General features: G+C 73.4%; 11 protein-coding genes. 5 read left to right on the forward strand and 6 right to left on the reverse strand.

Annotated elements, in window-relative coordinates; all coding sequences use genetic code 11:
- Nucleotides 1-162 precede the first annotated feature (162 nt).
- Together pgm and GQ466_RS02435 are read left to right on the forward strand one after the other, a co-directional pair.
- The gene (gene pgm / locus GQ466_RS02430) at nt 163-1,800 is read left to right on the forward strand and encodes a phosphoglucomutase (alpha-D-glucose-1,6-bisphosphate-dependent) (protein ID WP_161101110.1); all 1,638 of its coding nucleotides are present in this window, start codon (nt 163-165) and stop codon (nt 1,798-1,800) included.
- A 109-nt stretch (nt 1,801-1,909) separates the two neighbouring features.
- Nucleotides 1,910-2,251, forward strand: coding sequence for a hypothetical protein (locus GQ466_RS02435; RefSeq protein ID WP_161101111.1), 342 nt, complete (start codon nt 1,910-1,912; stop codon nt 2,249-2,251).
- Between the two features lie 25 nt (nt 2,252-2,276).
- On the opposite strand, the gene GQ466_RS02440 is transcribed toward GQ466_RS02435, so the two are convergent.
- From GQ466_RS02440 to gcvT, 6 genes are all read right to left on the reverse strand, one after another.
- Complete coding sequence (locus GQ466_RS02440; protein WP_161101112.1) at nt 2,277-2,651, reverse strand: type II toxin-antitoxin system death-on-curing family toxin; 375 nt, start codon at nt 2,649-2,651, stop codon at nt 2,277-2,279.
- Nucleotides 2,648-2,857, reverse strand: a complete 210-nt coding sequence (locus GQ466_RS02445) for an Arc family DNA-binding protein (RefSeq protein WP_161101113.1) — start codon at nt 2,855-2,857, stop codon at nt 2,648-2,650. Before GQ466_RS02445 ends, GQ466_RS02440 begins: the two co-directional genes overlap by 4 nt.
- Nucleotides 2,858-2,924: 67 nt before the next feature.
- Nucleotides 2,925-4,298 carry an L-serine ammonia-lyase gene (locus GQ466_RS02450; protein WP_161101114.1) on the reverse strand — a complete coding sequence of 458 codons (1,374 nt, stop codon included), beginning with the start codon at nt 4,296-4,298 and terminating at the stop codon, nt 2,925-2,927.
- 54 nt (nt 4,299-4,352) lie between these two features.
- Nucleotides 4,353-5,609 (reverse strand): serine hydroxymethyltransferase, encoded by a 1,257-nt coding sequence (locus GQ466_RS02455; RefSeq protein WP_161101115.1) that lies wholly within the window; start codon nt 5,607-5,609, stop codon nt 4,353-4,355.
- On the reverse strand, nt 5,609-5,998 hold the full coding sequence (gcvH, locus tag GQ466_RS02460) for a glycine cleavage system protein GcvH (protein ID WP_161101116.1): 390 nt from the start codon (nt 5,996-5,998) through the stop codon (nt 5,609-5,611). The genes GQ466_RS02455 and gcvH overlap by 1 nt, the downstream gene beginning before the upstream one ends.
- Before the next feature lie 21 nt (nt 5,999-6,019).
- Nucleotides 6,020-7,108, reverse strand: coding sequence for a glycine cleavage system aminomethyltransferase GcvT (gene gcvT / locus GQ466_RS02465; protein WP_161101117.1), 1,089 nt, complete (start codon nt 7,106-7,108; stop codon nt 6,020-6,022).
- A 105-nt stretch (nt 7,109-7,213) separates the two neighbouring features.
- Between gcvT and GQ466_RS02470 the strand changes: the two genes are divergently transcribed.
- From GQ466_RS02470 to GQ466_RS02480, 3 genes are read left to right on the forward strand one after another with little or no spacing between them, the layout of a single operon-like run.
- The gene (locus GQ466_RS02470; protein WP_337193288.1) at nt 7,214-8,143 is read left to right on the forward strand and encodes a ribonuclease Z; all 930 of its coding nucleotides are present in this window, start codon (nt 7,214-7,216) and stop codon (nt 8,141-8,143) included.
- A 24-nt stretch (nt 8,144-8,167) separates the two neighbouring features.
- Nucleotides 8,168-9,526 (forward strand): dihydrolipoyl dehydrogenase family protein, encoded by a 1,359-nt coding sequence (locus tag GQ466_RS02475; protein ID WP_202419935.1) that lies wholly within the window; start codon nt 8,168-8,170, stop codon nt 9,524-9,526.
- Complete coding sequence (locus tag GQ466_RS02480) at nt 9,523-11,499, forward strand: DUF255 domain-containing protein (protein ID WP_161101118.1); 1,977 nt, start codon at nt 9,523-9,525, stop codon at nt 11,497-11,499. The genes GQ466_RS02475 and GQ466_RS02480 overlap by 4 nt, the downstream gene beginning before the upstream one ends.
- The last annotated feature ends 55 nt before the right edge of the window (nt 11,500-11,554 follow it).

Consider the following 11,554-nt stretch of genomic DNA (forward strand, 5'->3'; position numbering starts at 1 on the left):
AGGGGGCCGGGGGACGGCCCGGAGAGCGAAGGCCGTGGCTCGCACCGCCACGGCCTTCCGCCGTTCCCGGGCGCGAGATCGCTCACGAACGGCCGCCGCCAGGTGCGACCGCCCGGACCGGCGGGTAGACCGCCTGGACCGACGAACCGCACGGAGGAGAACATGGTGGACACGCGCGCCGGGCGGCCCGCGGCCCCGGCCGACCTGGTGGACGTGCCGCGCCTCGTCACGGCCTACTACACGCTGCGTCCCGACCCGTCCGAGCCGGCGCAGCGCGTCGCGTTCGGGACGTCCGGGCACCGCGGCTCGGCCCTGGACGCCGCGTTCAACGAGACGCACATCCTCGCCACCAGCCAGGCGATCTGCGAGTACCGCGCCGCGCAGGGCACCGACGGGCCGCTGTTCCTCGGCGCCGACACCCACGCCCTGTCCGCGCCCGCGCAGGCGTCGGCGCTGGAGGTGTTCGCGGCCAACGACGTGACCGTCCTCGTCGACGCGCGCGACGGCTACACGCCCACCCCGGCCGTCTCGCACGCCATTCTCACGTTCAACCGGGGGCGGCGGTCCGGGCTCGCGGACGGCGTCGTCGTCACCCCGTCGCACAACCCGCCCCGCGACGGCGGCTTCAAGTACAACCCGCCGAACGGCGGCCCCGCCGGGACCGACGCCACGACCTGGATCCAGGACCGGGCCAACGCGATCATCGAGGGCGGGCTCACCGGCGTCCGGCGCGTCCCGTACGCCGAGGCCCTGCGCCGCGCCGGACGGTACGACTTCCTCGACGCCTACGTCGGCGACCTCCCGTCCGTGCTGGGCCTCGCGGCGATCCGGGACGCGGGCGTGCGCATCGGCGCGGACCCGCTCGGCGGTGCCAGCGTCGCCTACTGGGGGGAGATCGCCGACCGGCACGGGCTGGACCTGACGGTCGTGAACCCCGAGGTGGACCCGACCTGGCGGTTCATGACGCTGGACTGGGACGGCAAGATCCGCATGGACTGCTCGTCCCCGCACGCGATGGCGTCGCTGATCGGCAAGCGGACCGACTACACGGTCGCGACCGGCAACGACGCCGACGCCGACCGGCACGGCATCGTCACGCCCGACGCCGGGCTCATGAACCCCAACCACTTCCTCGCCGCCGCGATCTCCTACCTCTTCGCGCACCGTCCGGACTGGCCCGCGTCCGCCGGGGTCGGCAAGACGCTCGTCAGCAGCGGCATGATCGACCGCGTCGCCGCCGCGCTCGGCCGGCCGCTGACCGAGGTGCCGGTCGGGTTCAAGTGGTTCGTCCCCGGGCTGCTGGACGGCTCGCTCGGCTTCGGCGGCGAGGAGAGCGCCGGGGCGTCCTTCCTGCGCCGCGACGGCTCGGCCTGGACGACCGACAAGGACGGCCTGCTGCTCGCCCTGCTCGCCGCCGAGATCACCGCCGTCACCGGCCGCTCCCCGAGCGAGCTGTACGGCGACCTCACCGCCCGGCACGGCGAGCCCGCCTACGCCCGGCTCGACGCCCCTGCCACGCCGGACGAGAAGGCGCTGCTCAAGCGGCTGTCGCCGGAGCAGGTCACGCTGGACACGCTCGCGGGCGACCCGATCACCGCCGTCCTCACCCGCGCGCCCGGCAACGACGCGCCGATCGGGGGGCTCAAGGTCGCGACGGAGCAGGCGTGGTTCGCGGCGCGTCCGTCCGGGACGGAGGACGTCTACAAGATCTACGCCGAGTCGTTCCGGGGTGCGGACCATCTCAAGGTCGTCCAGGAACAGGCACAGGAACTCGTGGCGGAGGTGCTCAACACCAACTGAGGGAGATCCCAGCCCTGGAAAAGGTAAAGCTCGGCGCGGGCCGGGGTCGGGCGGCGGCGGACGCCCCTACGGTTTTGCCGTCCGAACCCCGCCTCGACCTGGGAGAACCATGAAGCGCCTCATCGCCGCCGCCGTCCTGCCCGGATGCCTGCTGATGGCGTCCGGATGCTCCTCCGACGCATCGGCGAAGGACGCCACCGCCCACCGCGTGGCCGCGCAGGCCCCGGCGGCGCAGGCCGCCGACACCGTGATCGCGGTCCGCAAGGACGGCCACAAGATCACCCGGTCGGAGTTCCTGCGCGCCGCGAGCAAGGACAACCGCGCGCGCTCCAAGCCCAACGCGACCCGCGCCTGCAAGGCCATCAAGGCGGCGTTCACCCGGTCCGGCGGCAAGATCGTCAACGACCGCGTCTTCACCCGCACCTGCCTCCAGGGCCTCATGCACAAGTGACCCGCCCGGCGCCGCGGGTCGTCGCCTACCGCGCGACGACCCGCAGCGCCGCCCCGATCTCCTTGACCTCGATCTCCGAACACGACGTCGCGATCCGCAGCACCAAGTCGAACGCCTCGTCGTCGCTCAGGTCCGAACGGTGGCCGTTCGCGACCAGCGTGATCTCCGCGGCGGCCCAGCCGGTGCGCTTGTTGCCGTCCACGAACGGATGGTTGCAGATGATCGAGTGCAGCAGAGCCGCCGTCTTCTCCTCGATCGTCGCGTACGCGGGCTGCCCGAAGGCGACCGTCTGCGGCCGGGCCGCCGCGCTCTGGACGAGCCCGACGTCGCGGACCGCCGGCTGACCGCCGAGGTGCCGGGCGTTGAGGGCGATGATCTGCTCGACGCTCAGGTAGATCACGTGTCGGCCAGCCGGTCGAACAGCTCCGCCCGCCGCGCGAACACCTCGTCCGCCGCCGTCGCGACGACGTCCGCCTGCGCCTCCTCGGTGAGGAAGCGGTCCAGCGCGTGGATGATCGTGCTGTTCGCCGAACTGTGCTTGCTGCGCGAGTAGGCGGTCAGCCGTTCGCTCAGTTCATCGGGCAGGCGGACGCTCAGAGTGGCCATGCCCGCGATGCTACCAAAATGGTGTTAGAACGCAGGCGATTTGCTTCTTTGGGGAACGCCCCCGGCGTCAGCATTCGATGACGTTGACGGCGAGGCCGCCTCGGGACGTCTCCTTGTACTTGTCGAGCATGTCGCGGCCGGTGTCGCGGAGCGTCTTGATGGCGCGGTCGAGGGAGACGAAGTGGTGGCCGTCGCCGCGCAGGGCGAGGCGGGTCGCGCTGATCGACTTGATCGCGCCGATCGCGTTGCGCTCGATGCACGGGACCTGGACGAGGCCGCCGACCGGGTCGCAGGTGAGGCCCAGGTTGTGCTCGATCGCGATCTCGGCCGCGTTCTCCACCTGGGCGGGGGTGCCGCCGAGGGCTTCGGTCAGGCCCGCCGCCGCCATCGAGCACGCCGAGCCGACCTCGCCCTGGCAGCCGACCTCCGCGCCCGAGATGCTGGCGTTCTGCTTGAACAGGGAGCCGATCGCGCCCGCCGTCAGCAGGAACCGGACCACCGCGTCGTCGCTCGCGCCCGGCACGAAGCGCTCGTGGTAGTGCAGGACGGCCGGGACGATCCCCGCCGCGCCGTTCGTCGGCGCCGTCACGATCCGGCCGCCGCCCGCGTTCTCCTCGTTCACCGCGAGCGCGAACAGCGTCACCCAGTCCATCGCGCGCAGCGGGTCCGCGCCGTCCTCGGCGAGCAGAGTCCGGTGCAGGCGCGGCGCGCGGCGCTGCACCTTCAGGCCGCCGGGCAGCAGGCCCTCGCGGGCGCAGCCGCGCTCGACGGAAGCCCGCATCACGCCCCACAGCTCCAGCAGGCCCGCGCGGATCTCGTCGTCCGTCCGGCCGAACGCGCGTTCGTTCGCCAGCATCAGGCCGGAGATCGACAGGCCGGTGTCCGCGCAGTGCGCGAGCATCTCGGCGGCCGTCGTGAAGGGGTAGGGCAGCGGGGTCTCGTCCGGGCGGATCCGGGCCGCGCCCGCCGCGTCCTCGTCCACGACGAACCCGCCGCCGACCGAGTAGTAGACGCGCGACCGCAGCTCCTCGCCGGACGTCCCGTACGCCGTGAACCGCATCCCGTTCGGATGGCCCGGCAGGGACTCGTTCCGCTCGAACACCAGGTGGTCGCCGACGACGAACGGGACGTCCACCAAGCCGAGCAGCGCCAGTCGGCCGCTCTCGCGGATCTCGGCCATCCGGTCGTCCACGCGGTCGACGTCGACCGTCGCGGGCAGCTCGCCGCACAGGCCCAGCGCGACGGCCTTGTCGCTGCCGTGGCCCTTGCCGGTCAGGCCGAGCGAGCCGTAGAGGACGGCCCGGACGCTCGCCGTCCGGTCCAGCAGCCCGTCGTCGCGCAGCCCGGTCGCGAACCGGCACGCCGCCGCCATCGGGCCCCCGGTATGGGACGACGACGGCCCGATACCGATCTTGAAGAGGTCGAAAACACTGATCGCCATGCCGCCACTCCTTTGTGGCGGCGCCCCCCGCGGCGCGCGGGGGGCGCCCCGTTCCTACAGGTCCGGATACAGGGGGTGCTCGTCCGCCAGCGCCCGTACCCGCGCCGCCAGCGCGTCCGTGTCGGGGGACGGCTGCAGCGCCAGCGCGATCACGTCGGCGACCTCGGCGAAGTCGTCGGCGGTGAACCCGCGCGTGGCGAGGGCGGGGGTCCCGATGCGCAGCCCGGACGTCACCATCGGCGGCCGGGGGTCGTTCGGAACGGCGTTCCGGTTCACCGTGATGCCGATGCCGTGCAGCAGGTCCTCGGCGTCGCGGCCGGTGAGGTCGGAGTCCACGAGGTCGACCAGGACCAGGTGGACGTCCGTCCCGCCGGTCAGCACCTTCACGCCCGCCTTGGCCGTGTCGGCGGCCGACAGCCGCTCGGCCAGCAGCCGCGCGCCCTCGACCGTCCGGCGCTGCCGCTCCCTGAACTCCTCCGACGCCGCGAACTTCAGCGCGACCGCCTTCGCCGCGATGACGTGTTCCAGCGGGCCGCCCTGCATCCCCGGGAACACGGCCGAGTTGATCTTCTTGCCGTGCTCCTCCTTCGCGAGGATCAGGCCGCCGCGCGGGCCGCCCAGCGTCTTGTGCGTCGTCGTCGTGACGATGTCGGCGTACGGGACGGGCGAGGGGTGCAGCCCCGCCGCGACCAGCCCCGCGAAGTGCGCCATGTCGACCATGAGCAGCGCGCCCACCGAGTCGGCGATCTCCCGGAACCGCGCGAAGTCGAGCTGCCGCGGGTAGGCCGACCAGCCCGCGACGATCATCTTCGGCCGGTGCTCGGCGGCGAGCGCGGCGACCTCGTCCATGTCGACCAGGCCGTCCTCGGCCCGGACGTGGTACGGCACCACGTTCAGGATCTTGCCCGAGTAGTTCAGCCGCATCCCGTGCGTGAGGTGCCCGCCGTGCGCGAGGTCCAGCCCGAGGATCGTGTCGCCCGGCGACAGCAGCGCGAAGTACACCGCCGTGTTCGCCTGCGCGCCCGAGTGCGGCTGGACGTTCGCGTGCTCGGCCCCGAACAGCGCCTTCGCCCGGTCGATCGCGAGCTGCTCGGCGACGTCCACGAACTCGCAGCCGCCGTAGTACCGCCTGCCCGGGTACCCCTCGGCGTACTTGTTCGTCAGGACCGAACCCTGCGCCTCCAGCACGGCCGACGGCGCGAAGTTCTCCGACGCGATCATCTCCAGCGTGCTCTGCTGCCGGTTCAGCTCCGCCGCGACGGCCGCCGCGATCTCCGGATCGGCGTCGGCCAGCGAGTCGTACAGGTGCATCAATCCTCCTCGATGAGCTTGCTGTACGCCGTGGCGTCGAGGAGGTCGCCCGGCTCGTCGGCGATCCGCACCTTGAAGATCCAGCCCTCGCCGTACGGGTCGTCGTTGATGACCTTCGGCTCGTCGATCACCGCCGCGTTCACCGCCGTGACCTCGCCGGTGACGGGCGAGTACAGCTCGCTGACGGACTTGGTGGACTCGACCTCGCCGCAGCTCTCCCCGGCCTCCACCGTGTCGCCCTCGGCGGGCTGCAGTTCGAGGAAGACGATCTCGCCGAGGGCGTCGGCGGCGTGGGCGGTGATGCCGACGGTCACGATGCCGCTCTCACCGTCGAGCCCCGCGACCCACTCGTGTTCTTCGCTGTAGCGAAGCTCTTCCGGAACGCTCACGATCGTTGTCTCTCTCCCGTGTCAGGAACGCTTGTAGAAGGGCAGGGCGACCACGTCGACCGCCTCGGGACGGCCCCGGACGTCCACCGCGAGACCCTCGTCGGCGACGCCCCCGTCAAGGTAGGCCATCGCGATCGGACGGCCGAGGGTGGGCGACGGGGCGCCGCTGGTCACGACGCCGCACGGCGTGCCGTCTGCGGTGACGACCGCGTACCCCTGGCGGGGCGCGCGGCGCCCGCGGGCGACCAGTCCCACGAGCCTACGGCCTGGCGGCGTCGCGGCCTGCGCCGCCAGCGCCGCCTTCCCGACGAAGTCGCCGGGCTTGTCGAGCTTGACGACGCGGCCGAGGTTCGCCTCGAACGGGCTGGTCTCGGCGGTGAGTTCGTGGCCGTAGAGCGGCATGCCCGCTTCGAGGCGGAGCGAGTCGCGCGCCGCCAATCCGGTCGGCGTCGCCTTGTCCTCAAACGTCTTCCAGACGGCGACGGCGTCCTCGGCGGAGACGAACAGCTCGAAGCCGTCCTCGCCGGTGTAGCCCGTCCGGGCGATCAGTGCGTCCACGCCGCCGACGCGCCCGGCCATGATCGCGTAGTAGCGCAGGCCGTCCAGCGGGGCGTCGGTGACGGCGGCCAGGAGCCCGGCGGCGTCCGGGCCCTGGAGCGCGACCAGCGCGTAGGCGTCCGAGCGGTCCTCGACGGCCGCGTCGAACCCGGCGGCGCGCTCGGTCAGCGCGGCCCCGACGACGGCCCGGTTCGCGGCGTTGGCGACGACGAGGAACGTCGCGTCCGCCAGCCGGTAGACGATCAGGTCGTCCAGCACGCCGCCGTCGTGCGCGCACAGCATCGTGTACCGCGCCCGTCCGACGGCCAGCGCCGACAGGTTCCCGACCAGGGCGTAGTCCAGCGCGGCGGCGGCGCCCGGGCCGGTGACGAAGATCTCGCCCATGTGGGACAGGTCGAACAGGCCCGCCGCCGTCCGCACCGCGCGGTGCTCGGCCGTCTCCGACGCGTACCGCAGCGGCATCAGATGACCGGCGAAGTCCACGAGCTGGGCCGAAAGACCCAGGTGGACGTCGTACAGCGGCGTCTTCACCGCGGAGGGTTCGGCGGGCATGAAAGGCGGCTCCTTCGTCGCAAACGGTCCGTCCCATCGTCTCATCCGCGCGGCCGGGCCGCCCCGGCGGTCCGGGCGGGACGCGCGGCCCAGAATGATGGAACCGTGCGTGATCTTTTGGTGCTCGGGTCGGCCAGCGCCGTCCCGACGAAACGGCGCAACCACAACGGCTACCTCCTGCGGTGGGACGGGCACGGCCTGCTGTTCGACCCGGGGGAGGGGACGCAGCGGCAGATGACCCGCGCCGGGGCGTCCGCGACCGAGCTGAACTGGCTGTGCCTGACCCACTTCCACGGCGACCACTGCCTCGGCGTGCCCGGGATCGTCCAGCGGATCGCGCGCGACCAGGTCCCGCACCCCGTCCGGGCCGTCTTCCCGGGCAGCGGCGCCGAGTACTGGGCCCGCCTACGCCACGCGAGCCTCTTCCGCGACACCGACGTCATCACCGAGCACCCGCTCACCGGGGACGGCGTCGACCTGGACACCGGTGACGCGCCCTTCACCCTCACCGCGCGGCGCCTCTCCCACCCCGTGGACGCCTACGGCTACCGCCTCGCCGAACCCGACGGCCGCCGGATGCTCCCCGACGAGCTGGCCCGCTTCGGCGTGACCGGCCCGCTCGTCCGGACGCTCCTGGACACCGGCGCCGTCGTCGCGCCGAGCGGACGCACCGTCCGCCTGGACGAGGTCAGCGCCCGCCGCCCCGGCCAGGTCTTCGCCTTCGTCATGGACACCCGCCTCTGCGCAGGCGTGACCGCCCTGGCGGCCGGCGCGGACATGCTCGTGATCGAGTCCACCTTCCTGAACCGCGACGCCGCCCTGGCCGCCGAGTACGGCCACCTGACCGCCGGCCAGGCGGGCCGCGTCGCGTCCGACGGCGGCGTCCGCCACCTCGTCCTCACCCACTTCTCCGAGCGCTACCCCGCCGACGAAGAACACCGCTTCCACGACGAGGCCGCCGCCGCGTTCGACGGCGAGATCACCGTCGTTCACGACCTCGACCGCATCCCCCTTCCGAAAAGGCGCGATAAATGACCGCGCGACGGGCAGGGTGAGGGCATGGCTGAAGAAGTGGACGTCGTCGTGCTGGGGCTCGGGCCGGGCGGCGAGAACGCGGCGGGGCTGCTGGCGGACGCGGGGCTGCGCGTCGTCGCCGTCGAGGCGCGGCTGGTCGGGGGCGAGTGCCCGTACTTCGCGTGCGTGCCGACCAAGATGATGGCGCGGGCGGCGGACCTGGTCGCGGACGTCGGGCGGGCGCGGGACCTGGCCGGAGACGCCGAGGTCCGGCCGGACTGGACGCGCGTCGCGGCGCGGATCAGGGACGACGCCACGCATGACTGGAACGACCAGGCCGCCGTGGACCGGCTGACCGGACGCGGGGTGCGGCTGGTGCGCGGCGAGGGCGTGATCACCGGGGAGCGGGAGGTGCGGGTCGGGGACCAGGTGTTCCGGGCCGCGCGCGGGATCCTGATCAACACGGGCACGGCGCCGCTCGTCCCGCCGATCGAGGGCCTGGCGGGGACGCCGTTCTGGACGAACCGGGACGTCGTCCGGGCCGCGACCGTCCCCGAGACCTTGCTCGTGCTCGGCGGCGGTGTCGTGGGCGTCGAGACGGCGCAGGTGTTCGCCCGGTTCGGCACCCGCGTGACGATCATCGAGGGCGGTCCCCGGCTCGTCGCGCGCGAGGAGCCTGAGGCGGGCGACCTGCTCGGGAAGGTGTTCGAGCGCGAGGGCATCGACGTCCGCACCGGCACGCGCGTCGAGGGCGTCGAGCACGACGGCGCGTTCACGCTGCGCACGACGCACGGCGAAGTCCGCGGGGACCGGCTGCTCGTCGCGACCGGACGCCGCCCGAACCTCAAGGGCATCGGGCTCCCGGCCGTCGGCCTGGACGAGGGTGCCCGCGCGCTGGAGGTCGACGGCGCCATGCGCGCCGGCGACGGCCTCTGGGCGATCGGCGACATCACCGGCAAGGGCGCGTTCACGCACGTCTCGATGTACCAGTCCACGATCGCGGTGCGCGACATCCTGGGCGAGAAGGGGCCGCTGGCGTCCTACCGGGCCGTCCCGCGCGTCACGTTCACCGACCCGGAGATCGGCGTCGTCGGGCTGACCGAGCGCGAGGCCCGCGACCAGGAGCTTCCGGTGCGGATCGGAAAGACCGACCTCGCCGAGTCCACGCGCGGCTGGATCCACGGGCCGGGCGGGGACGGGTTCATCAAGCTCGTCCAGCACGCCGAGTGGGGCACGCTCGTCGGCGCGACCGTCATGGGCCCGATGGGCGGCGAGGTGCTGGGGGCGCTGGCCGTGGCCGTCCACGCGGAGGTGCCGGTGGACACCCTCCGCACGATGATCTACGCCTACCCGACGCTCCACCGCGCCATCGAGTCCGCCCTCGCCGACCTGGAGAGCACGTGAACCGGTTGAAGGACGCCACCAGCCCCTACCTCCTCCAGCACGCCGGGAACCCGGTGGAGTGGTTCGAGTGGGGGCCGGAGGCGATGGCGGAGGCGCGGCGGCGGGACGTCCCGATCCTGCTGTCGGTGGGGTACGCGGCGTGTCACTGGTGCCATGTGATGGCGCACGAGTCGTTCGAGGACGCCGCCACCGCCGGGCTCATGAACCGGTACTTCGTGAACGTCAAGGTGGACCGGGAGGAACGGCCGGACATCGACGCGGTCTACATGGAGGCCACGCAGGCGATGACCGGGCAGGGCGGGTGGCCGATGACGGTGTTCGCCACGCCGGACGGCCATCCGTTCTACTGCGGCACGTACTTCCCGCGTCCCCGGTTCCAGGCGCTGCTGGAGGCCGTCCACACCGCGTGGACGGACCAGCGCGCCGAGGTGACCGACCAGGGCCGCAAGATCGTGGACGCGCTCACCGGGCCCGCGCCCGCGCTGGGCGGCGTCCCGGCGCCGGACGAGGACGCGCTCGCGCTGGCCGTCCGGTCCCTGGCGGAGGGGTACGACGCGGCGCGCGGCGGGTTCGGCGGCGCGCCCAAGTTCCCGCCGTCGATGGCGCTGGAGTTCCTGCTGCGCCACCACGCCCGCACCGGCGACGGCGACGCGCTCGCGATGGCCGCGCACACGCTGGAGGCGATGGCGCGCGGCGGCATGTACGACCAGCTCGGCGGCGGGTTCGCGCGGTACTCGGTGGACGCGGAGTGGGTCGTCCCGCACTTCGAGAAGATGCTGTACGACAACGCGCTGCTGGCCCGCGTCTACGCCCACTGGTGGCGGCTGACCGGCGCGCCGCTGGGGAAGCGGATCGCGCTGGAGACCTGCGACTGGATGCTCCGCGACCTGCGCACGCCGCAGGGCGGGCTGGCGTCCGCGCTGGACGCCGACAGCGAGGGCGAGGAGGGCCGCTTCTACGTCTGGACGCCCGAGCAGCTCGCCGACGTCCTCGGCCCGGACGACGGCGCCCACGCGACGCGCCTGTTCGCCGTCACGGGCACGTTCGAGCACGGCACGTCCGTCCTGCAACTGCCGCGCGATCCCGACGACCAGGACCGCTACGAACGGATCCGCGCCGCGCTGCTGGCCGCCCGGGACCGCCGCGTGCCGCCCGCCCGCGACGACAAGGTGGTCGCCGCGTGGAACGGCCTCGCGGTCGCGGCGCTCGCCGAGTGCGGCGCGCTGTTCGACCGGCCCGACCTGGTCGCCGCCGCGACGGAGATCGCGGGGCTGCTGCTGCACGTCCACGGGTCCGGCGGACGGCTCGTCCGGACGTCGCGGGACGGCGTCGCGGGCGCCCACGCGGGCGTCCTGGAGGACTACGCCGACGTCGCCGAGGGCCTGCTCGCGCTGCACGCCGTCACCGGCGAACCGGCGCACGCGACGGCGGCGGGCGCGCTGCTGGACACCGTCCGCACCCGCTTCGGCGACGGCGCGGGCGGCTTCTACGACACCGCCGACGACGCCGAGCGCCTGTTCCGCCGCCCGCAGGACCCGACCGACAACGCGACGCCGTCCGGACGGTTCGCGGCGGCGGGCGCGCTGCTGTCCCACGCGGCGCTGACCGGTTCGGCCGAGCACCGGGAGGCCGCCGCGGCGGCGCTCGCCCCGGCCCGGCCGCTGGCGGCGAAGCACGCGCGGTTCGCGGGCTGGGGCCTCGCGGTCGCCGAGGCGCTGCTGTCCGGCCCGCTGGAGATCGCCGTCGTCGGCGACCCGGCGGACGAGCGGACGCGGGCCCTCCACCGGGCGGCGCTGCTCGCGACGTCCCCCGGCGCGGTGACGACGGTCGGCCCGCCCGGGACCGGCGGCGTCCCGCTGCTGGCCGGAAGGTCCCTGGTGGACGGCGCTCCCGCCGCCTACGTGTGCCGCGACTTCGCCTGCCGGATGCCCGTCACCACCCCCGACGACCTGGCCCGCGAACTTCGCCGTTAATTGGATCCTCGATCCACTTTGTGGCAACGTGACCTTGATCTCGTATCCTCATGGG

Origin of the sequence: Actinomadura rayongensis (genome assembly GCF_009831215.1) — a bacterium.
In the GTDB taxonomy this organism is placed as follows: Bacteria; Actinomycetota; Actinomycetes; order Streptosporangiales; family Streptosporangiaceae; genus Spirillospora; species Spirillospora rayongensis.

Coding starts and splice junctions, on each gene's coding strand:
- pgm (WP_161101110.1), top strand. CDS start 163: ATGGTGGACACGCGCGCCGGGCGGCCCGCGGCCCCGGCCGACCTGGTG.
- GQ466_RS02435 (WP_161101111.1), top strand. CDS start 1,910: ATGAAGCGCCTCATCGCCGCCGCCGTCCTGCCCGGATGCCTGCTGATG.
- GQ466_RS02445 (WP_161101113.1), bottom strand. CDS start 2,857: ATGGCCACTCTGAGCGTCCGCCTGCCCGATGAACTGAGCGAACGGCTG.
- GQ466_RS02450 (WP_161101114.1), bottom strand. CDS start 4,298: ATGGCGATCAGTGTTTTCGACCTCTTCAAGATCGGTATCGGGCCGTCG.
- GQ466_RS02455 (WP_161101115.1), bottom strand. CDS start 5,609: ATGCACCTGTACGACTCGCTGGCCGACGCCGATCCGGAGATCGCGGCG.
- gcvT (WP_161101117.1), bottom strand. CDS start 7,108: ATGCCCGCCGAACCCTCCGCGGTGAAGACGCCGCTGTACGACGTCCAC.
- GQ466_RS02475 (WP_202419935.1), top strand. CDS start 8,168: ATGGCTGAAGAAGTGGACGTCGTCGTGCTGGGGCTCGGGCCGGGCGGC.